At 62.1% G+C, this 21,601-nt stretch carries 22 protein-coding genes and 1 pseudogene; 10 read left to right on the top strand and 13 right to left on the bottom strand.

Annotated elements, in window-relative coordinates; all coding sequences use genetic code 11:
* Nucleotides 1-107: 107 nt before the first annotated feature.
* The 3 genes and pseudogenes from QZ149_RS01640 to QZ149_RS01650 form a co-directional block, all read right to left on the bottom strand.
* Entirely contained in the window at nucleotides 108-980 is an 873-nt protein-coding gene (locus tag QZ149_RS01640; RefSeq protein WP_291449230.1) for an alpha/beta hydrolase, read from the bottom strand.
* 231 nt (nucleotides 981-1,211) lie between these two features.
* Nucleotides 1,212-1,367: pseudogene (locus QZ149_RS01645) on the bottom strand (helix-turn-helix domain-containing protein); the annotation flags it as partial.
* Nucleotides 1,368-1,512: 145 nt separating this feature from the next.
* Nucleotides 1,513-2,229, bottom strand: coding sequence for a flavodoxin (locus QZ149_RS01650; RefSeq protein WP_291449167.1), 717 nt, complete (start codon nucleotides 2,227-2,229; stop codon nucleotides 1,513-1,515).
* A 1,063-nt stretch (nucleotides 2,230-3,292) separates the two neighbouring features.
* On the opposite strand from QZ149_RS01650, the gene QZ149_RS01655 reads away from it, so the two are divergent.
* A complete protein-coding gene (locus QZ149_RS01655) occupies nucleotides 3,293-3,439 on the top strand; it encodes a hypothetical protein (RefSeq protein ID WP_291449170.1) in 147 nt (48 codons plus the stop codon).
* Nucleotides 3,436-4,029, top strand: a complete 594-nt coding sequence (locus tag QZ149_RS01660) for a TMEM175 family protein (RefSeq protein ID WP_291449172.1) — start codon at nucleotides 3,436-3,438, stop codon at nucleotides 4,027-4,029. Before QZ149_RS01655 ends, QZ149_RS01660 begins: the two co-directional genes overlap by 4 nt.
* Before the next feature lie 322 nt (nucleotides 4,030-4,351).
* Here the strand turns inward: QZ149_RS01660 and QZ149_RS01665 are convergent, their stop codons facing one another.
* Entirely contained in the window at nucleotides 4,352-5,353 is a 1,002-nt protein-coding gene (locus QZ149_RS01665; protein WP_291449174.1) for a zinc-binding dehydrogenase, read from the bottom strand.
* Between the two features lie 116 nt (nucleotides 5,354-5,469).
* On the opposite strand from QZ149_RS01665, the gene QZ149_RS01670 reads away from it, so the two are divergent.
* The gene (locus QZ149_RS01670; RefSeq protein ID WP_291449177.1) at nucleotides 5,470-5,925 is read left to right on the top strand and encodes a GNAT family N-acetyltransferase; all 456 of its coding nucleotides are present in this window, start codon (nucleotides 5,470-5,472) and stop codon (nucleotides 5,923-5,925) included.
* Nucleotides 5,926-6,424: 499 nt separating this feature from the next.
* On the opposite strand, the gene QZ149_RS01675 is transcribed toward QZ149_RS01670, so the two are convergent.
* Entirely contained in the window at nucleotides 6,425-7,264 is an 840-nt protein-coding gene (locus tag QZ149_RS01675) for an aldo/keto reductase (protein ID WP_291449179.1), read from the bottom strand.
* A gap of 47 nt (nucleotides 7,265-7,311) precedes the next feature.
* Between QZ149_RS01675 and QZ149_RS01680 the strand changes: the two genes are divergently transcribed.
* Complete coding sequence (locus QZ149_RS01680; RefSeq protein ID WP_291449181.1) at nucleotides 7,312-8,616, top strand: M18 family aminopeptidase; 1,305 nt, start codon at nucleotides 7,312-7,314, stop codon at nucleotides 8,614-8,616.
* A gap of 232 nt (nucleotides 8,617-8,848) precedes the next feature.
* On the opposite strand, the gene QZ149_RS01685 is transcribed toward QZ149_RS01680, so the two are convergent.
* The 3 genes from QZ149_RS01685 to QZ149_RS01695 form a co-directional block, all read right to left on the bottom strand.
* A complete protein-coding gene (locus tag QZ149_RS01685; RefSeq protein WP_291449183.1) occupies nucleotides 8,849-9,280 on the bottom strand; it encodes an Ohr family peroxiredoxin in 432 nt (143 codons plus the stop codon).
* A 109-nt stretch (nucleotides 9,281-9,389) separates the two neighbouring features.
* Nucleotides 9,390-9,911, bottom strand: a complete 522-nt coding sequence (locus QZ149_RS01690) for an NUDIX domain-containing protein (protein WP_291449185.1) — start codon at nucleotides 9,909-9,911, stop codon at nucleotides 9,390-9,392.
* Between the two features lie 18 nt (nucleotides 9,912-9,929).
* Nucleotides 9,930-11,504 (bottom strand): TrkA C-terminal domain-containing protein, encoded by a 1,575-nt coding sequence (locus QZ149_RS01695; RefSeq protein WP_291449187.1) that lies wholly within the window; start codon nucleotides 11,502-11,504, stop codon nucleotides 9,930-9,932.
* Nucleotides 11,505-11,617: 113 nt separating this feature from the next.
* On the opposite strand from QZ149_RS01695, the gene QZ149_RS01700 reads away from it, so the two are divergent.
* The 6 genes from QZ149_RS01700 (at nucleotide 11,618) to QZ149_RS01725 (ending at nucleotide 15,682) form a co-directional block, all read left to right on the top strand.
* Complete coding sequence (locus QZ149_RS01700) at nucleotides 11,618-12,208, top strand: DUF2510 domain-containing protein (protein ID WP_291449189.1); 591 nt, start codon at nucleotides 11,618-11,620, stop codon at nucleotides 12,206-12,208.
* Nucleotides 12,205-12,921 carry a hypothetical protein gene (locus tag QZ149_RS01705; RefSeq protein WP_291449192.1) on the top strand — a complete coding sequence of 239 codons (717 nt, stop codon included), beginning with the start codon at nucleotides 12,205-12,207 and terminating at the stop codon, nucleotides 12,919-12,921. The genes QZ149_RS01700 and QZ149_RS01705 overlap by 4 nt, the downstream gene beginning before the upstream one ends.
* A gap of 83 nt (nucleotides 12,922-13,004) precedes the next feature.
* Complete coding sequence (locus QZ149_RS01710; protein ID WP_291449194.1) at nucleotides 13,005-13,622, top strand: DUF2510 domain-containing protein; 618 nt, start codon at nucleotides 13,005-13,007, stop codon at nucleotides 13,620-13,622.
* Nucleotides 13,619-14,314: a hypothetical protein gene (locus QZ149_RS01715; RefSeq protein ID WP_291449197.1), complete on the top strand. Its 696-nt coding sequence runs from the start codon at nucleotides 13,619-13,621 to the stop codon at nucleotides 14,312-14,314. The genes QZ149_RS01710 and QZ149_RS01715 overlap by 4 nt, the downstream gene beginning before the upstream one ends.
* An 82-nt stretch (nucleotides 14,315-14,396) precedes the next feature.
* The gene (locus QZ149_RS01720) at nucleotides 14,397-15,011 is read left to right on the top strand and encodes a DUF2510 domain-containing protein (protein WP_291449198.1); all 615 of its coding nucleotides are present in this window, start codon (nucleotides 14,397-14,399) and stop codon (nucleotides 15,009-15,011) included.
* Nucleotides 15,008-15,682, top strand: a complete 675-nt coding sequence (locus QZ149_RS01725) for a hypothetical protein (protein ID WP_291449200.1) — start codon at nucleotides 15,008-15,010, stop codon at nucleotides 15,680-15,682. The genes QZ149_RS01720 and QZ149_RS01725 overlap by 4 nt, the downstream gene beginning before the upstream one ends.
* A gap of 99 nt (nucleotides 15,683-15,781) precedes the next feature.
* Here the strand turns inward: QZ149_RS01725 and QZ149_RS01730 are convergent, their stop codons facing one another.
* From QZ149_RS01730 to QZ149_RS01750, 5 genes are all read right to left on the bottom strand, one after another.
* Entirely contained in the window at nucleotides 15,782-16,204 is a 423-nt protein-coding gene (locus tag QZ149_RS01730; protein WP_291449202.1) for a S4 domain-containing protein, read from the bottom strand.
* Between the two features lie 8 nt (nucleotides 16,205-16,212).
* Nucleotides 16,213-18,912, bottom strand: coding sequence for an ABC transporter permease (locus QZ149_RS01735; RefSeq protein ID WP_291449228.1), 2,700 nt, complete (start codon nucleotides 18,910-18,912; stop codon nucleotides 16,213-16,215).
* A 20-nt stretch (nucleotides 18,913-18,932) separates the two neighbouring features.
* On the bottom strand, nucleotides 18,933-19,670 hold the full coding sequence (locus QZ149_RS01740) for an ABC transporter ATP-binding protein (RefSeq protein ID WP_291449204.1): 738 nt from the start codon (nucleotides 19,668-19,670) through the stop codon (nucleotides 18,933-18,935).
* Complete coding sequence (locus QZ149_RS01745; RefSeq protein ID WP_009649000.1) at nucleotides 19,667-20,275, bottom strand: PadR family transcriptional regulator; 609 nt, start codon at nucleotides 20,273-20,275, stop codon at nucleotides 19,667-19,669. Before QZ149_RS01745 ends, QZ149_RS01740 begins: the two co-directional genes overlap by 4 nt.
* 391 nt (nucleotides 20,276-20,666) lie before the next feature.
* Nucleotides 20,667-21,491, bottom strand: coding sequence for a hypothetical protein (locus QZ149_RS01750; protein ID WP_291449208.1), 825 nt, complete (start codon nucleotides 21,489-21,491; stop codon nucleotides 20,667-20,669).
* Nucleotides 21,492-21,601 lie beyond the last annotated feature (110 nt).

The following is a 21,601-nucleotide window of genomic DNA, read 5'->3' on the forward strand; positions in this document are numbered from 1 at the left end:
AAAAGGACGCCGTCATTTAATTCGGCGAATTTAGGAGCCAGTTCTCCCAAATGTTCTCTGCCTGCTGTTTGCTTTTTCATATTTAGAATTCCTCGCTTTCTTCTGTGTCACATCTGGTCTTCCCAAAATGCCACAGCATCATCGATCCATCCCTCGGCAACAGTTCCTGTTCCAAGTCCGAATCCATGTGGCAGCCCGTCGTAGGAATGGAACTCCGTGGGAATGCCCATCTCAGACATGGTATCCAGTCTTGATTTCATTGTCCGCCAGCTTGCGATACCGTCGCTTGTCCCTACGGCGCTGTAAGTCGGTGGCTCGTAGCCTGTCACTTCCGAAAGTCCGGTGTAATTTACGATGACAGCCGCAGGATGCGGATAGGCTTTCTCTCCAAAATACTCCGTACCGTATGTTCCTACCCAGTCTGCCATTCTTCCGCCTGCTGATCCTCCCCAAAGAGAGTAGCCATCCGCATCAACCTGAAGTTCATCTGTATGCCGGGAGATAAAGTCGATCGCTCTCGAAAGATCCTCGCAGGCCGTCTGTGCGCCGGGACGATAAATCAGCGCAAAGGCATTGTATCCCATCTTGGAAAGTTCCAACGCATGGGGAAAGCTGTCATGCATCGCACCAACGTAGGCAAAACCGCCGCCGGCGTTTACGATAGCGAACTTTGTGCCAGGATTTCCCTTAAAGAAGAACAAACCCGTATCTCTTTTCGCCGGATCTGCAGCCTTTTCCTCTTCCGTATAAATGTCATAAAAGATGGTGTACCCGTTTTCCGCCTGATTTCTGATGTAATTGCAGATCTCCACTGTCTTATCGGAATCTATGTAGTTGTACCAGGTAAGCGACAGATTGCCGAGTGTGCTACCGTCATAATAGCCGGAGTGCACCGGAAAAATCAGTCTGCCGTAATCACCAAAAACGGGATCGTTTATCACATCTTCGATTTTTGTATTCGTTGTATAGTGTTCTGTCATAGATTGTTCCTCTGTTTCCTTCTCTGTGTCAGGTATAAGGGACGCTTCGCTCAGGCGCCCGCTGATCTGGCGGGGCGTGCGCCTCTGGGACAAATCGGAGACCACGCAGCGGCGAAGAACCCCATCGCGGTCCAGGAGCCGCTTCTTAGGGCGGCGCCTGGCCGCCTGCGCCGCTCTCCCGGCGTCCTGGGCCTGGCGGTACACTCCGCCAGGACCCCGGTGGCGGGCGATCTCACGGCACACCACCGAGGGACTACGCCCAATCGAGCGAGCGATACACACCTGGAACAAGCCAGCCTCCAACCCCACCATAATCGCCGCACGATCCTCAACACTCAAGATCGGACAACAACTGACAACCAGCCCCTCCAACAGCACTGCTACCACTCAAATTGCTGACACCCTCTAACACTGCCCCCCACCAATTGCCAAACCCGAATGCTCCCCATCACAGGAGGCCTAGATGCCTCCCCCCTCACTCAACTCTGCAGAGCCACTATTATTGCCTGCTTCGTAAGATGTGACGCCGCATTCACCTAGGTTGAACACTCAAGGTATTCACCCACTGGTTAACAATTTGGCTTGTTTCGGGGGTTACTTCAGGTTCGGCCGCGTCCGGGTCGATCGCTACATCTTCGCCACGCACCGCAAGCCCCTGAGTGACGCTAAGGTCAGGCAGGAGACGCTGATACTCTTCATCGATACCTGCCATGCCGCTGACCGCGTAGGTAACAAAGGGGCGAACTTGCTGACCTTGCCACTTGGCTTGCTCAACGAATGTCTTCATGATCATCGGCATGGTCGAGTTCCACACCGGAGAGCCAAGGTAGACCACCTGATATCGAGACAGATCCGGCAGGGTATGAGCAATTGCGGGGCGAGAATCGTCGTCTTCCTCGCGCACATTCCGGGCAACTGTTGCGCCATAGTCATCTGAGTAGGGATCAGCAGCGACAATCTCATACACATCAGCGCCAGTCTGCTTTGCTATTTCCTCAGCAAGTACGGCAGTATTGCCCTTCTTTAGGTTCTTCCGATCCCCGTCCCAGTAATTCTCTCCCGCTCGGGAAAAATAGACAACCAACGATTTATTCACGTTTGTATTCGAGCCCACAGACGGCGTCGTTGCGTTTACGGCACCAGCCGAGCCGCTGCTTTGTCCCGAAATCGCACTACATGCGGTCAGCGCGCATAGAGCTGTTGCTGTGATGGCAACACGCAACCGACTTTTGAAAATGTCTATCTTCATACTGTCGACAGTAGAGGTTGGGAGCGACTCCTATGCAAGACCGCACGACCCTCCGGGAGGCGGTCAAGGGGCTCTTCCGAGTTGAGTGTGGGTGAGCGGGTGTTGTGCAGGGGTTGCGGGTAGAGGTTGAGGTCCTTGATGATGAGCGGACTTCAACCCCCGTGATCTTCACAGGACCTCGGGTGGTGTCTCACCCTACCTGCTGCTGTGTGTCGCTTGATCGTTGTGATCGGTGCGATCTGCTCGTCGTTTTGGAGGGCGATGAGCGCGGTTCGCACCCCAGATGCTCTGGTACTCGATGTTGAGTCGTGCAACCCGCTGGCGGGTACCCGGGTTGCGGGCTGAATCGCACAAGGCCACGGTCGTATGGTGGTGGAGGTGATCGAAGCGCCCTGAGCCGAGGCCCCGGCAAGGTTCCGGTGGTTTAAGCGACGCTGGATGTGCCGAGAACACACCTGCCAGACAGTGACATTCCTGGAACATGACGAGCGAATGTGCGCACCCCGGGCGCGTCTGGGGACCCGGACGATCCGACAGTTGCGCTTCGAAGGAGCCACCATCGCTGGCCTGGCCCGACAACTCGCAACTACGCGGAAGACCGTGTGGCCCCACATCAAGCCGTGCCTGCAAGCCGCATCTGATGACCCCGCCCGTTTTGCGGAGGTTCGGGTGCTGGGGATCAATGAGAGGCGTGCGGTACCACCAGGACCGACACCGACGGGGCCCGTGAGCTCACCGGCATCGTAGACCTGACACGAGGGGAGGATCACCCCACGGCCTGCTTGAGTGGACCTGGTCCCAGGCAGGTCTGGCACCGTGCATGAGAACTGGCTGGCCGACCGCGGCGAACAGTTTCGCTCCGGTATCCAGATCGCGACGCTGGATCCCCTCCAGGGACAGCAAGAACGCCATCGACGATCAACTCCAAGACGCGACCAGCGTACTCGACGCCTACTTCGAATGCTCCTCATCGCAGGAAGCCTAGACGCCTCCACCCACACTCAACACTGAAAAGCCAGTAAAATGTCTGGAAGAAGATGTCACACAGACACAGCTGGCGCAGATGGTTGGCACCTCCACACCGTATATTAGTAGGCCGATAAACAAGAAAGAGGGCATCATCAATAAGGTCTTTGTTGATATGCTCGATAAGCTGGGCTACGACATCCAGCTTGCATATGCGAAGAAGAAAGGGGCTCCTGAAAAATGAGCAAAGAAAGACTCACTGCATTTACGGATGCGATATTGGCGATCATCATGACAATATTGGTGCTGGAACTTGAGAAGCCGGAGACAGCTGACTGGGCATCGCTTTGGGCACTCAGGTCGCATTTCTTCTCCTATACGATTTCCTTCTTCTGGCTTGGCGCTATGTGGGTGAATATGCATAACCATTGGCACAGGATCGAGAAGATAGACAACAAGGTGATCTGGTGGAGCATCATCATGCTGTTTTTTGCCTCTTTCTTCCCGTATGTGACAGACTTTGTGAGCAATCACTTCACAAGCCTTTTTGCACAGATGTTTTACAGCGCGGTGGTGATTTGTGTTTCACTATCCAACATGGAGCTTGCGCGAGCGGTCGCAAGGGCTAATGGTTCGACGAGCGCGTTGGACTATAGTAACCGGAAAATCGTTGCGGCTGACCTGAGCATTAAGACGATTGGCATTGTTCTGGCGATCTTTATTTATCCGCCGATTAACATGTTTGCAGTTATTCTGGCAGGGTGCGAGGTGACCTTCCTACCACATATTGTGAATCGAAAAAACAAGAAACCACGTGAGATCGATGCCGCATGATCCACATCTGGATTTATTCCTGCAGGTGAACGGAATACCCGGATACCTGTGCGGCTTTACCTCTTGACCAGACCGATGGGCGTGGATGGCGAATTGAAGTGGTGATATAGCAAAGAGAGCCGAAGCGTCTCATCGGCGTGTCGACTCTCATGCAAATTCCTGTTTTGTGGTTTCAAAAGCAGAAAAGTATGGCTTTTTCGGTCATACGGTTTTCGCCCACGATATTTTCGGCTGAACCGATGACATCAATGCCATTGCCTCAAGGCACGCCGAGGTCGCCCTCCTCCTCGAACGCGCGTAGGTCGAGTACCACCCGAAGGCCTCAGCCCAACACCACGACGTTCTTGCCGGGCAGCGCATGGGAGTCGAGCGCGCGGTGCGCGTCAGGCACCTGCTCCAGGCCGTGGAAAACCCTCGCAATCGGCACACTCATCTCACCAGCCTTCACCGCGTCGAGCACCTCCTGCAAGACGGACGCCGGCAGATCCCAGGCCTGGCCGTGATAGACCGTGAGGCCCACGGTCGAGGGGATCAGGCCGAAAGGCGAGAAGTCCTTCATCGACCACACGTCCGTCAGCGACCCCGTGAACGACACCATGCCGCCGGGGCGCACGCAGCGCAGAGTATCGCCGAGCACCGGGATACCCACAAGCTCCAGCGCCGCATCCACACCACCCGGAGCGAGAGCGCGCACCTTCTCCTCAATCCGCCCGTCGTCGATGACCACGTGGGCGGCCCCGGCCTCGTTCAGGACCGGACGGGCAGACTCGCGGCGCGTCGTCGCAATCACCGTCATCCCCATGCGCACACCCAATCGCACTGCCATCAGGCCGACCGTCGAGGTTCCACCGCGCACAAGAATCGTGTCGCCACTCCGGGCGCGCATCGCATGGACGAGCGAGCCGTACGCAGTCTGCGTCATCTCGGGGATCGCACCGATCGTCGCCCAGTCAAGGTCGGACGTGAAGGGAATCGCGATACGCTCGGGAATCAGGGTGTAGTGCGCGTAGGAGCCGTCATACTCGCGTCCAAGACCGCCCATCATGAAGGCGGCCTGCTGGCCGGGCTGGAAGACACTGCCGGGCGCAACCTCATCAACGACTCCGACACCCTCGATCCCAAGGACCCGCGGATACGTGAAATCCGGATCGGAGAGGCCCCGGCGCGAGTGGGACTCAGACTCGTTGATGCCAAAAGCTTCGACGCGCACGCGCATCCAGCCGTCCCTCACCTGCGGGACGGGGAGCTGCGAGACCGTCATCTCGCCGATCTCGCAGGGACCTTCGAGGCGGATGACGTCCATCAGGGCAGCATTAGTTTCCATAGAACATAAGTGTGGACTATACGTCACGCGTCCGCAATTACTCATCCCACGCACCACCCAAGCGCTCGGGTTCACCGCCCCTTACCGCTACAATTGGACCAACCGTTAGGAGAAACATGACCGTCGAACTCATCACCGCCGCCACGCCCGAAATCCACGAGGCCATGGGGCGTCTGATCCCCCAGCTGTCCCGCTCCGCCGCCCCCATGAGCGAGGCCGACGTGCAGCGCTTCCTCTCCCAGGACAGCGTGCACCTGTTCGTATTCCGCCCGGACGAGGCGGATGCCCAGGGCAACCGCCCGATTCTCGGCATGCTGTCCCTGGTGGCCTTCGAGATCCCCACCGGCGTGCGCGCGTGGGTGGAGGACGTCGTCGTCGACGAGGCCGCACGCGGTCAGGGTGCCGGTTTCGCCCTCGTGGAGGCAGCCGTCGAGCACGCGAAGAATGTTGGTGCGCGCACCGTCGATCTGACGTCGCGTCCCTCGCGTGAGGCCGCGAACCGCCTCTACCAGCGTGCCGGCTTCCAGCTGCGCGAGACCAACGTATACCGCGTGACCCTCAAGCAGAAGTAAGCTCGCGCTTTCACTGTTTGCCTCACATGTGACGCTAGCAATGCTTGCCGTCACTGTCGTCGCCCGCCCCGCATGACGTGAGGGCGGGCGCTTTGTTTGAGGCGATGAGCGCGCAACCCGTAGACCCACGCCCTATTCCTCACGCCCGTGGGCGGCGGCATGACCTGGCAGCCGACGATGCGGATAGGTTATGACGATGCGGATAGGCTAATAAGCTATCCGCGCGGTCATAACCTATCCATGAAGCAACAACCTATCCACGTACGCAGCAGCTCTTAACCCCACTACTAGTTCAGGAAGCAATGCACTAGCAGCTAGACGGCGCAATGCCTCCCCGTGCGGCACAATACCCCGAGCAACAAGCTCATTCGCGGATCCCGATGTCCGTGCCCGGTTGGAGGCCACCGCGGGGCCTGCGGGCAGGCCACGGTGCCCGTGGGCGGTGGCCGGGCCCGACGGTGCCCGGAACACCAGCGGCACCGCAAGCGCCGCCCAGAAGTCAGAACTCCTCGTAGTACTCCGGGTTCTGGTCGGCCTGGCGGCCGCCGGGGCGCCCGAGCGCGCTGATCGCCGCCATTTGTTCAGAAGACAGTGAGAAGGAAAAGATGTCGAGGCTCTCGCGCTGGCGCTCAGGGTTACCGGACTTGGGCAGGGGCAGGGTGCCGAGCTGGTAGTGCCAGCGCAGGATGAGGCGCGAAGGGGACACGCCCGCCTCGGCGGCCAAGGCAATGATCGCGGGGTCTTCGACGATGCGCCACTTGCGCCCCAGCGGGCTCCACGACTCGGTGCGCACGCCGATCTGCTCGTGGTAGGCCAGCGCCGAGGCCTGCGGGAAGTAGGGGTGCAGTTCGATCTGGTTGACGCTGGGGTACTCGCCGGTCTCGGCGTGCACGCGGTCGAGGTGTTCGGGCAGGAAGTTGCACACGCCGACGGAGCGGATCAGGCCGCGGTCGCGCGCGTCCAGCAGGGCCTGGAATGCTTCGACGTAGAGGCCTCGCTTGGGGTTGGGCCAGTGGATGAGGTACATGTCCCAGTAGTCCAGGCCGGCGCGCATGAGGGATTCTTCGACGGTGTAGACGGCCTCGTCGTAGCGCTGGTGGCGCCCGGGGAGCTTGGAGACGAGGCGCAGGTCCTCGCGGGGAACGCCGCAGCGGCGGACGGCGGCACCGAGGGCGCCCTCGTTTTCGTAGTTGAAGGCGCTGTCCAGCATGCGATACCCGGCCTCGATGCCGGACACCATGGAGGCCACGCCCGAGGCGCCGCGCAGGTTGTAGGTTCCCAGCGCGATCACGGGAACATCCAGGCCATCGTTCAGGGTGTATGCGGGGATCTCACTCATGTGTCAATCGTAGGCCGCGCCCCGCCGAGAGTTCTACCATGGGAGGCATGGCACAGCTTGAATTGGATGAGGTCCATGCGAACGCGGTGGACTATCAGCATTTCCTTCTTGATTCTCCCACCCCCTATCACGCGGCCGAGGTCGTGGCTCAGCGCCTGGTCGACGCTGGGTTTACGCGCGTCGACGAGAAGGGCGCGTGGGACGCGTCCCCGGGCGGCCACGTGATGGTGCGCGGTGGCGCGGTGGCCGCGTGGTTCGTGCCCGAAACAGTCGCCGAGGACGCGGGCTTCCGCATTGTGGGCGCGCACACGGATTCGCCGGCGTTTTCGGTGAAGCCGTCGGTGCAGTCGACGACGCCGGACGGCTGGGGCCAGATTGACGTCGAGGTGTACGGCGGCATGATGTGGAACTCGTGGCTGGATCGCGAGCTGACGCTGGCGGGCCGCCTAATTCTGACCAGCGGCGAGGTTGTTCTGGCGCGTACTGGCCCGATTGCGCGTATCCCGCAGCTGGCTATTCACCTGGATCGCGACGTGAACCCGCTCGGCCTGAAGCTTGATCCGCAGAAGCACCTGCATCCGGTGTGGACGGTGGATAACCCGTACGGCAACGTGCTGGAGTACGTGGCGCGCACGGCGGGCCTGGACAACGCCTCGCAGATCGCGGCCTTCGACCTGATCCTGACCCCCAGCCAGGGGCCGGGTTTCTTCGGCGACAAGGGCCAGTTCATCGCGGCCTCGCGCCAGGATAATCTGTCGAGCGTGCACCCGGGCCTGGTGGCCCTGGAGCACCTCGCCGCGGAGGATGTGCCCGCGGGCGGCGACGTCACGGTGTTTATGTGCTTCGATCACGAGGAGGTGGGGTCGGGTTCGCGCACGGGTGCGGCCGGCCCGATCTTGGAGACGGTGTTGCGCCGCACGGCGACAGCACTGGGCCGCGATGAGGATGGCTTCGAGCGGATGCTGGCGGCTTCGTCGTGCGTGAGTGCAGACGCGGCGCATTCGGTGCATCCGAACTACGCGGGCCATCATGATCCGGATAACCGCCCGGTGATGGGGCGTGGCCCGGTCATTAAGATCAATTCGAAGCAGCGTTACGCGACGGATGGCGAGGGCATTGCCTTGTGGAATCGGGCGTGCGCGGCGGCGGGTGTGCCTTCGCAGAGTTTCGTGGGCAACAACGCGATGCCGTGCGGCACGACGATCGGCCCGATCACGGCGACGCGTCTGGGGATCCTGACGGTGGATGTGGGCGTGGGCCTGCTGTCGATGCACTCGGCGCGCGAGATGAGCCACATCGATGACCTGCTGACGCTGTCGAAGGCGCTGGAGGCGTACTGGCGCGGCGCCTGAGCGCCCGGATCGCCCGCGCCCGGCAAACCCGAAGGGCGACGCCGTGCGCGCGGCACCCCCAGCGGTGCCTGAGCGCCCGGGATCGCCCGCGCTCGGCAAACCCGAAGGGCGACGCCGTGCGCGCGGCAAGCCCCGGTCGTGTCTGACGCACGGGCACGCCTGAGCGCATGAAGAAACCCCAGCCTCGTCCATCAATTGGCGAGGCTGGGGTTCTTTTGTCTATCGGATGTCCTCAGAGGGTGGCGACGGCGGTGGCGGTGACGGGCACGTTGCCGCGCGTGGCCTTGGAGTAGGGGCACAGCTGGTGGGCGCGGTCGACGAGGGCCTGGGCACGGTCGAGTTCGACGCCGGGGATAAAGACCTTGATGTCGGCGGTCAGGGCGAAGGAGTCACCCTCGGGGCCCAGGCCGATGGTGGTGCGCACGACAGAGTCCTTGGTGTCGATGCCCAGTTCCTTGGCGGCCAGGCCCATGGCGCCTTGGAAGCAGGCACCGTAGCCCATGGCGAAGAGGGCTTCGGGGTTGGCTCCGTCGCCGGGGCCGCCCAGTTCCTTGGGGGCGCGCATGATGTGGGTGATGCCGAGCGCGGGGACGGAGGAGGTGCCGGCGCGGCCGCCCGTGGAGTCGGCGGTGACGGAGTATGCAATCTTGCTAGGAGTATCCATACCCCCATTCCACCACTAGGACTTCAGTCCCGCAAGGGGTTTGACACAAAGACAAGAAGTTTTGCGGCTGCAGGAACGAGGCCGGGGCACGCCCGCAGGTCACGCGGCCTCAAACGGTGAGAAAGTCGGCCTCGGGGCGGGCGCTCAACGCCTTGGCGACGGCGCGGCGGAAGCGGTCGTTCATGGGCGGGAGCTGGTCGCCGCGGAAGAACGCGGTCTCGCTATTTTCGCCGTCGGCGGGGGTGGGCTCGCCGCTCACCCACTGCGCGGCGAAGGCGACGTCCAGGTAGGTGGTGACGTCGCCATTGTCGTAGGTGACGGGGCCGACGACTTCGACGGAAAGGAGGCGGCGCACCTCGATGCGCACGTCGGCTTCCTCCAACGCCTCGCGGGCGGCTGCGACGGCGGGTTCCTCGCCCGGATCAACGATACCCGTCACCGGCGTCCAAGTGCCGTTATCGGAGCGACGCACGCATAGGATTTCGACGGCCTCGGGCGCGATGGGTCGCTCCCAATCGATGGGTGCACATCCCGGAGCGGGGCGTGCGATAACGACGGTCGTGCCGGGCATCCACAGGGGTGCATGGCCGACGTGTCGGCGCAGCTCGAGGACGAAGTCGGGGGTAGCCATGGCCCTAGTCTACGGCGCTCACAGGAAGGAGGTGATGAGCGGCAGGAGCAGGATCTTGACGATAATCGCGAACGCGAAGAGGGTCGCGTAGGCGGCCTCGATGCGCTCGTCGGTGACGCGGGCCTCGGCGGCCTGCAGGACTGCCGGCTGGCCGAGGAAGCCCGCGATGCCGCCGGCGGCGCGCGCGGAGGACAGGCCGATGAACTTCGCGCCGATGGCCTGGATACCGCAGCACACAACGACCATGACGGCGGCGAGAAGGGCGGCGCGCCAACCGTCGGGACTACCGAGCAGGCTCGCGAACTGAGGGCCGGCATTCAGTCCGAGAGCCGCGAGGAAGAGCATGAGGCCGATCTGGCGGATCGTCAGGTTCGCGGCGGCGGGCAGGGTCCATACGAGCGGTCCGGTGCGACGCAGGGCACCGAGGAGCATGCCGACGATCAGCGGACCCGCGGCGGCACCGAGTTGGAACCCCTGGCCGCCCGGCAGGGGGAAGGACACAATGCCCAGGAGCAGACCGAGAACGAGGCCGATGCCGAATGCCATGCCGTCGACCTCGGCGACGCGACGCTCGGAGTCACCGAGCCACTCGGCGATGTCGTCGAGTTCGTCCGTGGGGACGACGACGGCGACGTGGTCGCCGAGCTGCAGGTCGAGGTCGTCGCGGGCCAGGAGGTCCAGGTCGCCTCGGCGCACGCGCGTGATGACGGCACCGAAGCGCTTGGTGACATTGAGTTCGCAGACGCTGCGGCCGGCGACGTCGGGGTTGGACACGACGATGCGCTCGAAGGCGAGGTCGGAACGGTCGTCCTCGAGGTTGTGGTCGAGGATCTCGCCGACGAGTGGCGCCGTCTCCTTGATGGACTCGGGGTCCCCGACCATGACGACGTGATCGCCCGGCAACAGGTCCTCGCCGGGAGCGGTGACGCGGGTGCGCCCGTCACGACGCAGGTAGGACAGGCGCACGCGCTGGTCGCGCCACGCGTCGATGTCGCGCGTGTTGATGTGCTTGGACACGCGAATACTCACGGCCTCCAGGGAGGACCCCGCGAGGGAAGGCGTGTCCTTGGGGCCGACCCACTTCCTCGTCACGGTGATCGTCACGATGAGGATGCCGCCGATGACACCCACCGGATAGCCGAAGGCGTATCCGACCGCCGCGTTCGGGTCCCCCGTGAGGCGGGTGGCCGTATCGAGGGCGGGAGCGGCCGTCAGCGCACCCGTGAAGAGGCCCGAGGTCAGGCCCGAAGACAGGCCGAGGAGGCGACCACCAACGAGGGCAATGAGCACGCCCACGACACACACGATCGTCGTGAGGGCGAGGAGGTTCGTCTGCTTACGCAAATTCTGGAAGAATGTCGCGCCCGCGGAAATACCGACGCAATAGACAAAGAACGCCAGACCCATCGGCTGGACGATCGACATGTGGTTACTGACAACCTCGGGATGCAGAGCCGAGACTGCGAGGCCAACAAAGAGCGCTCCCGCCGCACCAAAACGCAGGGGGCCGATACGTATCGCTCCGATCGCCGCACCCAACGCGACAACGAGAAAAAGCGCGAGCAAGGGTGAGGACGAGAAGAGAGCAGCCATACCTTTCAGGGTACCTGTCACGCGCAATACCAGGCGTCACGACCTGTGCGATACGCGCGTTATAAGGCTCACGCGTTAGGTATAGACTGCACTCAGTAACCGAAAGGATGGTCATGTCTCAACCAGTTCCCGGATGGTACCCAGACCCCGCTGGTAGCCCGCGTCTGCGCTGGTGGAACGGCGGCATCTGGACCGATCAGTACCTTCCCATGCCCGGCACTCAGCCTCAGCAGGGCACGCCCGCGCCCATGCGTGGGGTACCTCTGCCGTACAACGCCGCCATGCAGCAGGGTGCCCCCCAGGCCCAGGGCGCATCCTGCCCCCAGGCAACGCCCACCCAGCAAGGCATGAGTTCGCCCCGCTTTCCTTCCTCCCAGCAAGCACCGAAGGTTCACTCCAATCCCTATCAGAACACCGGCATCACGCCGGTCTTCTCAAACTCCGAGGACTCAGCGAACGAGGCAGACGACGAGCAGGAAAACAATCCCCGAACCGGGAGTGGCTGGTTCATCGGCTTGGTCGCTGCATGGATCGCGGTCGTTCTCTTCGCCGCGTCCGCCGTGTACGCCGGCATGGCCTTCACACGCGCAAGCAAGGAGCTTGCCGACGCGGAATCCGAGCACGCCAGTGCACAAAGTGAGTACAACGAGGCGCAGTCAGGCCTCGACAAGGCGAAGAAGGACCTTGAGGAGACGCAGAAGTGACCACGCCCGCCGCAACGAACAAGCCCGCAGAGTCCTCGCCGGGCACCTACAGGATCCTGACGCTCGTCGGCGCATTCCTCGCCGCATGTCTACTCGTGACGACCGCTGCCCTGGGCTACGCCAGCTACTCTCAGAGTGCCAAGGCGGAGCAAACACGCACCGACGCCAATAACCTGCGGACGCAGAAGAAGGATGCCGAGACCGAGACCGCGAACGTACGCAACGAGATCAACAACGCGAAATCCGACAAGGCGGCTCAGATTTGGTGCGACGAGTTCACCCCCGCCTACTCGAGCGTTTCTCTGCTGCAGGAGAAGGCAAGCGAACTCAGTATGAAGCCGACGGCTCAGCTCGACGCGATCACCGAGTACTGCCCCAAGAAGAAGGAATTCGTCGACGCTCTCGCGTCGGCTCCTCGCCAGTTTGTCGGCTCGACGGATACCTGCGAAATCTCCGACGACACTGTGACGTTTTCGGGTGATGTGTGGTTCGACTATCAGCCCCTGTCTGACGTGGGCGATATTGATCTGACAGTCAGTGTCTATATGAAGAAGAATGGCAAACCTACCATTAGAGATAAGGCACTCGGTCAGACGACCGTCACGATTCCGTCGGGCGGAACTACCACCTACAGCGTGACCATCCCCAACCCAGGCCTGGAGGGCGCTGACTGTTACACGGCTGCGACAGGTTTCTGGCCGACGGGAATCTAACCGGATAGTTGCCCGCCATCCCTCCTACGGCTAAACTTCCTGACCAAGGGAATAGTTTTATTCGTAACGGGAAGGCAACAACGATGAGCGAGCCCGCGCAAGGCTGGTATCCAGACCCGAGCGGCACCCCCCATTTGCGCTGGTGGAACGGCCATTCGTGGACCAACTACGTCATGCCCTACGCGATACAGAACCAGTCGGTCAGTAAACCTCGCTTTCCCGCCCACAACGAGGCCGTAGCGCCCCGAGGCAGGCAACGCCTGGGCGCGCGGACCGCCGCCGCCCCCGCGCTCAGGGCCGAGGCCTCGGCTCCTCGGGACACCAAGGCTCACCCCCCGCTCACCGCCAAACGAGGGGCCACCCCCTCCCCCACGACGGAAACTGACTCAGCACCCTCCCCCAGGCCCACCCTAACTGCCGAGGCCACCCCGGCCTCGTCGATGGAGAGCACCAGCGCGACCAGCACCCAGGACGCCCCCAAGAAGCACACCACCGCTCACTGGGCGCTGGCCTGCGCCGCCTCCTGGATCTTGGTCATCGCTTTCATCGGCGTCCTCGTGTTCACGTGGTCCCACCTGGGCGACTCCAACGCGATCTACGAGGATGCCAAGGAGAAAGCACGGCACGCACAAGAGGAACGCGACCGGGCTCAATCCACGCTCGACGACATCAACCGCCAGATCGAGGAGGCCCAGCAGTGAGCACCGCCCCCGCTCCCCTGCGCGCCACAACCGTCGCAGGCGCCATCCTGGCCGTCATCTTCATCGCCCTGTCCGCCGCCGTCGGCGGAATCAACGTGTGGCGCACACACGCGGCAGAGACCTTCACATCCCAGGCCGAACAGGCCCAGTCCGATAAGGCGTCCATCAACCGGGCCATCAAAGACGCCAAAACGCGCCTTGATTCCGTGAACGTAGACGCCAGCGCCGCCGCCTGGTGCGATTCGGTCACGCGCGGAAACGTCTCATCGATGCGCGACATCATCAAGACGTACGACTCCTCGACACAAGCCGTCAAAGACTCGATCCATTCTCAATGCTCAAACAAAGAAGCACTGGCAAACGCGCAGCGCACCCTGTCCAACGCCGACTTTACGATCACCATGACTGAGTGCACAGCCAATAAGGTCACCACGACGATCAAAGGCACCCTCGCTGTCAAGCAGTCGAGTACCATTACGATGTTTGGTCCCCTGAACGTGGCCATCATCGGTTACACCACGGAGAAAAACAAGAGCTTCAACCCAACGTCCCCCTACCAGGGGACCACGACAGCGACGCTGACACCCGGAACGCCGCTCACCTTTTCCGTGACAGTCCCCTACGATCCCAACATGACAGGCAATACAGAGTGCGGGGCCACGATGACAGCATGGTGGCCCTCGGACATGTAACACTGATGAGTCCGGACGTCGGCCTCGCCGACTCATTCCAGCCATCCTCACCGATGGCGGGATACCACGAAAGGAGCCTCCTGTGAACAACCCCATCGAAGGCTGGTACCCAGACCCAGACGGAACCCCACGGCTGCGCTGGTGGAACGGTTCGGACTGGACAGAGAACTACATCGCAGACGAGCGGGCCAGCAACGGTCCCGTCACCGGCTCGGTACCTCCGCCTACCACGGGTCCCATCGACCCCATTACCGGCACCATCGCACACGCTACAACCGGCCACATTGACCGCTTCACAGGCTCTATTGCCCGCCCCGTCACGGGGACCACTGCCCATCCCTTCACCGCCGCCCAGTCCATCACCGGTACTGTCGATCCGGTCACCGGTCGTATCGTACGCCCGGGAGAAGAACCCGACGGACTTCATCCTGCTCCCGATGTCCCCACTCACCCCGCCGTTGCGCCCGTGCAGCCGCCCAAGAAGTCGCCCAGGTACTCCGACGGGCCAACCATTCAGATCCCAAAGAACCAGATCATCACGGCGATCATCACAACGCTCCTCGTCATCGGATTCAGCGCTGGCCTGGCCCTGACGGGCCGGATGTACATGTCCGCGACCAGCGAGTACAAACAGGCTCAACAAAGCTTCGACAATGCGAACAGTGATCTTGAGAAGGCGAAGGAGGCAGCGAAGTGAGTCACAATCAGCCCACCTCCTCGGGCACACCCCCCAAGAACAAGAAGCTATCCATCTACAACGCCGCTATGGCCATCCTTCTCGTCCCACTCATGGGTGCGACAATCACGCTCGGTGTTGTGTCAGGTGTTCGCCTCAATCAGGCACGCGACCTCACAGCTCAGACGAAGCAGATCGCAGCGCAGACCAAGGCAACGCAGACCACAAACTGGTGTTCAAGCGTGAGAGCTGACAATCGCGCGGACATGGGCGAGATCTACAACGAGTACCGCACCGCCACCGATGAGTACAGGCAAGCGATCGACGCAGAGTGCCCAAATAAGGTCACCATCGCGAACCTGATCTCCACCTACACCGCGGAAGATGTCTTCAAATTCGATCAGACGTGCTCACTGAACGACAACAAGACTGCGGCGCACTGCACCGGATCCATCGAGGTTCTGGCAGATAAGAAGCCTGCCCTGAGCGTCTATCCGAGCGTCTCTGTTACCCTCGTTTTCACAGTCACCTACGACACGGCCGCAACTCAGGTGGGCCACACCGAACCTAACGCCTACACGTTCACAGTCCCCCGCGAAGGCAAGGCGGATTTCGAGTTTGATACCGCGTACGACGAAAAATGGGGATCGTACTACAAGCTGTACCCCGACGCGTTCTACCCGGACGAGTGAACTCATACGACTGGTTCCCGGTCCCGTCGCCTCTCTCAGGCGGCGGGACCTCATGCATAACCACCGCGCGCAGCTCAGCCACGGCCTCGTCAAAGAGGGTCAGTAGTGCTCGTGAGAGTCGTAGCCCCGCAGGCGGTCGAGTTCGCGTCGTTCCTTCTTCGTCGGACGCCCACTGCCCTTCTCGCGCATGGCGACGGGGACGTGAACGCGCGGACGCTCGGGCGTGCGATCATCGTAGGCGGTGCGCGCCTGCGGGTAGGAGACGCGCTTGGCCAGCAGCAGCACGACGCCGAGGACGCGATCAAAGCCCTCGATGCGCAGACGCACCTCGTCGCCCACGTGCAGCTTGTAGGCGGCCTTGACGGGGTCGCCGTTAACGCGCACGTGCCCGGCGCGTACGGCGGCCGTGGCCTGGGAGCGCGACTTGAGCTGGCGGGTTGCCCACAGCCACGTGTCCACGCGCACGGAGGACGAGGCCAAGGCACCTGGCGGGATCACAACCGTCTCGGGGGCGTCAGTCATCGCGGAGCCTAGTTGATACGGCGGATGCGCTTCTGGTGGCGCGGCGTGAGCACGATGGCGACGAGCGCACACAGCAAGGGCATGCCGATCAGCATGCCAAGCAGTGCTCTCCACGGCACGACCGGCCACAGCGTGGTGAGAGTCGGGAAGATGCCCGATCGGGCGAACGTGATGACGGCGAGGACACCGACGACGAGACCCGAGAGGACCGCCGTGGGAATCGCGTTCAGCGCGAGGACCACGCCCTGCCAGGTCGTGACGTGACGGCGCATCGCGGGGGCAGCGCCAATCGCATCGAGAGTATCGAGGTCAGGGCGCATGTCCGAGGCCGAGAGAGCCACGACGAGGGCGACCGTCGCTGCCGCGGCGACAACAGCGATGAGGGCAGCAATGTAGGGCAGGATCTGCGAACGCATGGTCGGCGTGATGACCTGGGCGGATGCGCCCGGAACCTGACGCGCGATGGTCGCCTGGAACGCGGGCGCATCCACCGTACTCACGGGCGCATCCACCGAGAGGAGCTGTCCGAGCGGCACCGCCTTGAGGCCCAAGGATGCTGCGGCGCTCGGGGAGAGCACCATGACGTTGACGCGCGTCAGCGGTGATGCAGGGAAGATCTGCGTGCCCATCACGCGCGCGTCCGGCAGTTCGTTGTCAGAAAAGCCGGCGGCTTTTGCGTCCGCAATCGCCTGCATATCGAGGCTGCGCAGCTTCACCTGGCCCGCGCCGTCAATGTATTTCCTGTCGGGAATGAGAACGCCACCCGAGTTCAGCGTCGCGACCGCGCGCACCATGTCGTTCTCGTTCAGGTAGCCGGCCTGGCGCAGGTAGGTACCGTCGTCGACGATGTAGGCGACGTCCAGCTCCGCCATGGTACCCATGTCGGCTGCCATCGTGAAGGTGGACTTTCCGTCCGGGGAAATCGCTTCAACCATGGTGACCGGCCCACCGGGACCAGAGTTCCACGCCATGCCGCTGAGTTCTGCGGATGAGGTGACGGTGCGCTGGTTCTTCACGGCCTCCGTCGCTGCCTTCATGAGCGCACGCGAGCGGGTATTCGAATCCGTCTTGTCGACCGTGGACACAAAGATCTGCCCACGCTTGCCCACGTGCGGACGCGAATTCCAGCCGGCCTCGTTCGACGAGGAAAGCGTGATGAGGAGGGCACAAGCGACGAACACGGTCGTCAGGATCGAGGCCATGGCCGGGAACGTACGGTGTCCGTTGCGGACAGCATCGCGCAGGGCCAGGCGCATACTCATGGATGCGCGGCGTTTGGGCACCCGCCAACACGTAAAGATGTAGGGGATCGAGCCGATGAGGCCGATTTCGAGGAGAGCAATACCGACAACGAGGGCAAGGACCGACCCGTACCATGCGGCGACGCCCAGCACCGGCAGGCCAGTCAACAGCGCAATCGGGTAGATCATGCGGCGACGCACCAGACGCGATGGCTCCCAGAAGCGTCCGCCGATGACCGCGGAGGTGTCGATGTGGGAGGAGGTATGCGCCGGTGATACCGAGGCCATCAGCGACAGCAGAATGGGCAGGAGAGCGGACAGGCCCAGCGGCCACAGCGGCACAATGCCGAGGCCAAGGCCGGAGCACAGTCCGATCCCCAGCATGGCGCAGGCAGACAACACGACTGAGAAGGCTGCTGAGTACGCGCCGATGATGAGACCGTGCGCGATTGTGAGGCGTCGCCCGTCGGAGCGGTCGCCGCCGTTAGCAACGATCATCGCAGCTGTGCGCATCACGGAGCGTTGCGCGACCGTGTAGAGCGGCGAGATGAGCAGGATCATCTCGGTGAGGATCAGGAGAACACCCGCGACCAGGAGCAGGTATTGCCACGGGTTCGCGTTGCGCAAGGCCTCAGGGACCTCGTACTGGGCGATCTGTGAAGGAAGCGCCGAGGCATCGGGCGGGTTGGCGAGTACGTGGCGCGAGACGACCGAGAAGCCGGACGCATTGAGCTCGCGAATCTTCTCCCATGTCACGGGCACAGGCCCCGTCACATACCAGGCCGTCTGCGTGCGTCCAGCGACAGCTAAACGATCAATGTCGAGCGTGCCGTCGCCGACGATTGCGCGCCCCTCACCCTTGATGATCGCGTCGATAACAGCGCTGCCTTCGATGGACTGCGCCGCGCGTTGTTTCGACACCGTCACGGAGAGCGCGACCGTGTCTCCGGCCTCGACGCCGAGGGCACGGGCGACGTCGTCGGAAACCACGGCATGCTGAGCGGGGAGAGACCCGTGCTTGTTACCTGCCTCGACGCGCGGCGCGTCCAAGGAGGCGGTCTGCGTGCCATTGTCTACCGTGTACCCGGTTCCATCCGGTGCCGTCATATGGAGCTGATAGAGCGTGTCAACCGCGACCAACTGGTCTCCGGTCGGCGCCCAGTCGCTGAGGGTCTCCATAGTGACGTCAACATCGTCATCCGACGCCGTCTTTGCGAGGCGGTCCGCGGTGAAGTCCTGGTCGAGAGCCGTTGTCGAACGGCGCAGCGTCACGGCCTGGGAGTCGGAGTTGTGTCCCAGCCAGGAGGAGGCCTGGTAGCGCTGGGACGTCGTCACATCCCAGAACGTCAGCGATCCGATCGCGATGATAATCGGCAGGGAGATAAGGATCACGGCAGTGAAGGTGCGCCCAAGACTTTGGCGTGCATCACGAGAGGCGATGCGGAGTACTACTCCCCATCGCCTCATCCGTGTGTTGAGTCGGCTCATCAGGTCCTTGGTGCTGCGTCGGCGAGCAGGTCCCTCAGAGAATCCCCGCGCGAACGATCAACGATACGACCGTCTCGCAGGAACACTGTTCGGTCTGCCCATGCGGCCATTCTGGCCTCATGAGTCACGAGAATACCCGCTGCACCAGCATCTATGTGGTCACGCAACACCAACATGATCTGTTCGCCAGTGTGAGAATCTAACGCGCCGGTTGGCTCGTCGGCAAGAATGACCGACCGGTTACCAACGAGGCCGCGAGCGATGGCGACACGTTGACGTTGGCCACCGGAGAGCCTCTCGGGGAAGCGATCCGCGAGTTCTGCGACACCAACCTCGGCGAGAGCGGCCATCGCGGCCGCACGTACCTTCGAAGGACTCACCCCGTCCAGCTGCAGCGGCATCTCAACGTTTTCGAGGGCTGACAGCGACGGAATCAGATTGTAATCTTGGAAGACGTAGCCAATCGAGCGTCGACGCACTTCAGCGCGGTGAACGCTATCCAACGAGGCCAAATCGATCCCGTTGACGTAGACGCTTCCGCGTGTCGGCCGCTCAAGGCCGCCAGCGATTGACAGCAGCGTCGACTTGCCGGATCCAGACGGTCCCATAACAGCGAGAAGCTCGCCGGGCCCAACCTCAAGGTCGATCCCGTCGAGCGCTCTCACTCGGACGCCGTTTGCGCCGAACTCATGTCCGACGCCGGCCATCCTGATCGGTAGCGGCGCAGGCTGACTCATCGCACCCCGGCACGCTCCGAAATACCGGCCTCGGCCTGAGCCCAGTTCATCGAACGCCCCTTCGCAGCAGCGAAGGCGGCGCGACGCGCGGCCTCGGAGACCGCACCGGACTCGATGTGGTCGAGCCAGTTGAGCTCGGCCTCAAGGTCGAAGATGTGGCGCTCAAGAATGAGCTTCCACGCGAGTTCCCCCTCATCGGCCGAGGCCTTGAGGCGGGTGACGTCACGCAGGGAACCCAGGGTCGAACGACGCTGCGTCTGGATCATGGCTTCGACATCGACCGTCGGGTCGGCGGCGGCCACGGCGAGCTTCATCACAAGCTCGTCGCGCTCAGGGTGCTCACGCGGAACAGGGGTGGACCACCAGGCGGTGAGGACATCGCGACCTGCGTCGGTCAGCTCGAAAACCTCAGAGTCTCGACCGGCATTGGTTTCAGCGTGAGACACAACCTGGCCGTCACGCTCAAGACGCTGCATGGTCTGGTAGACCTGGCCGATGTTCAGCGGCCATGCCCCACACGTCTGCTCCTCGAACATCTGCTTGAGGCGATAGACACCCGCGGGCTGCTGCGCGACGAGTGCAAGCAGTGCATTGCGAACCGACATAACTCTCCGTTCGTTGTCGTGACGTGTTGGCTTCGTAGTTGAACAGTATCTATCGTACGCCAAATCGTTACTTAGTGAGGACAAATAACGGTGGATTACCTAACACAAACCCTACCGTTTGGTTAGATGTAAGCCTTTGACATTTCAGGGAAGACAGGGGAAATTAACCAACATGCCAATAAAAGTGTCAACCATGTTGCAGACAGCATCTGACTGTTTTTCAGCCGTATTGCAATGTTTTATAAGTCATTCGGTCAGACACTCGGCGAACCGCGCAGCGACACACGTAAAACGCGAAAAACCGACCCATGGGCATCATTTGACCAGAGATGTAGTAAATAATTGACACCTTTCAATCTCAGACTGTGAGACCTGCGGATCGACAGGTGGACTATTCAGCGAGTACGTCCTCGATATCTTCCCAGAGCACCTCCGGCGACGATGAAGCAACTGCCGCCCAGAATTCACCGTCCTCATCCGCCAGCAGAGGCACCTCATCGGGGTACAGCTCAGTAAACTCCACGCCCGCCAGCACCTCGCATACCTCCTCGCTGGTACCAATCAAACGCCAACTGTCACCCGACAGATCCGGGTACGACACCACATCGATGACCCGTACGGCGAGTCCCACCCACGAATCATCCGCGACATCCGCCCAGAAAGCCCCTGTCACCTCATCGACATCAGTATCAATCACGTCGGCAATCTCGCGGGCAACTTTCGGTACCTCCACAAGAATCTCCGTGGCATCACCCCGCTCGAGGACATCAAAGAGCACCTCCGGTACCGCCGTCGACACAATCCCGTCGCCGGAGGGTTCCCCCAAGGCGCTAAGTTCGAAAAAGGTCTCGCGCAGCTGCGCGGAGTCGATAGCCCACACCGACAACAGGTCATCCTCGCCCGCGTACAGTCCACCCTCATCACACCGCGACACCACGGCGGAGCGCGGACCCACAAAGAAGGTGACGCGGCGACATCCAGCCGGGGCAACGACCCAGGCGGTGAGCACCTTCGTCGCCTGCGAGAACGCCTCAAGGAGCACAGCAAGGTGTGGGACGGGAGTGTCACCGACGACGAGGCCCTGGCTGCGCAGCAGCTCAACGAAAGGATGCTTGGGGTCGGCAACAAGCCCATCGGCATATGAGCGCAGCGCGTCGGCCTCCAGCTCGCTCATATCGAAGACGACACCATCCTCCGTCTCGCATGCACTGATCATGAGCCCTCCTGTCCCCTCAAACCGGCACCACGCGCGGCTCCGAAGCGAAGACAACACTACGCTGCACGCATCGAGCTCGCGCGCGGACGCACGCGACCCTCCCCTCCCCG

This window comes from Actinomyces sp. ICM47 (genome assembly GCF_905369875.1).
GTDB lineage: Bacteria > Actinomycetota > Actinomycetes > Actinomycetales > Actinomycetaceae > Pauljensenia.

Bases quoted from the DNA above. Each gene is read 5' to 3' on its own strand.
- QZ149_RS01735 (WP_291449228.1), bottom strand. From the start codon at position 18,912: ATGAGGCGATGGGGAGTAGTACTCCGCATCGCCTCTCGTGATGCACGC.
- QZ149_RS01665 (WP_291449174.1), bottom strand. From the start codon at position 5,353: ATGGAAACTAATGCTGCCCTGATGGACGTCATCCGCCTCGAAGGTCCC.
- QZ149_RS01680 (WP_291449181.1), top strand. From the start codon at position 7,312: ATGGCACAGCTTGAATTGGATGAGGTCCATGCGAACGCGGTGGACTAT.
- QZ149_RS01745 (WP_009649000.1), bottom strand. From the start codon at position 20,275: ATGTCGGTTCGCAATGCACTGCTTGCACTCGTCGCGCAGCAGCCCGCG.
- QZ149_RS01750 (WP_291449208.1), bottom strand. From the start codon at position 21,491: ATGATCAGTGCATGCGAGACGGAGGATGGTGTCGTCTTCGATATGAGC.
- QZ149_RS01730 (WP_291449202.1), bottom strand. From the start codon at position 16,204: ATGACTGACGCCCCCGAGACGGTTGTGATCCCGCCAGGTGCCTTGGCC.
- QZ149_RS01710 (WP_291449194.1), top strand. From the start codon at position 13,005: ATGAGCGAGCCCGCGCAAGGCTGGTATCCAGACCCGAGCGGCACCCCC.
- QZ149_RS01740 (WP_291449204.1), bottom strand. From the start codon at position 19,670: ATGAGTCAGCCTGCGCCGCTACCGATCAGGATGGCCGGCGTCGGACAT.
- QZ149_RS01685 (WP_291449183.1), bottom strand. From the start codon at position 9,280: ATGGATACTCCTAGCAAGATTGCATACTCCGTCACCGCCGACTCCACG.
- QZ149_RS01650 (WP_291449167.1), bottom strand. From the start codon at position 2,229: ATGAAGATAGACATTTTCAAAAGTCGGTTGCGTGTTGCCATCACAGCA.
- QZ149_RS01700 (WP_291449189.1), top strand. From the start codon at position 11,618: ATGTCTCAACCAGTTCCCGGATGGTACCCAGACCCCGCTGGTAGCCCG.
- QZ149_RS01660 (WP_291449172.1), top strand. From the start codon at position 3,436: ATGAGCAAAGAAAGACTCACTGCATTTACGGATGCGATATTGGCGATC.
- QZ149_RS01655 (WP_291449170.1), top strand. From the start codon at position 3,293: ATGGTTGGCACCTCCACACCGTATATTAGTAGGCCGATAAACAAGAAA.
- QZ149_RS01675 (WP_291449179.1), bottom strand. From the start codon at position 7,264: ATGAGTGAGATCCCCGCATACACCCTGAACGATGGCCTGGATGTTCCC.
- QZ149_RS01640 (WP_291449230.1), bottom strand. From the start codon at position 980: ATGACAGAACACTATACAACGAATACAAAAATCGAAGATGTGATAAAC.
- QZ149_RS01670 (WP_291449177.1), top strand. From the start codon at position 5,470: ATGACCGTCGAACTCATCACCGCCGCCACGCCCGAAATCCACGAGGCC.
- QZ149_RS01695 (WP_291449187.1), bottom strand. From the start codon at position 11,504: ATGGCTGCTCTCTTCTCGTCCTCACCCTTGCTCGCGCTTTTTCTCGTT.
- QZ149_RS01690 (WP_291449185.1), bottom strand. From the start codon at position 9,911: ATGGCTACCCCCGACTTCGTCCTCGAGCTGCGCCGACACGTCGGCCAT.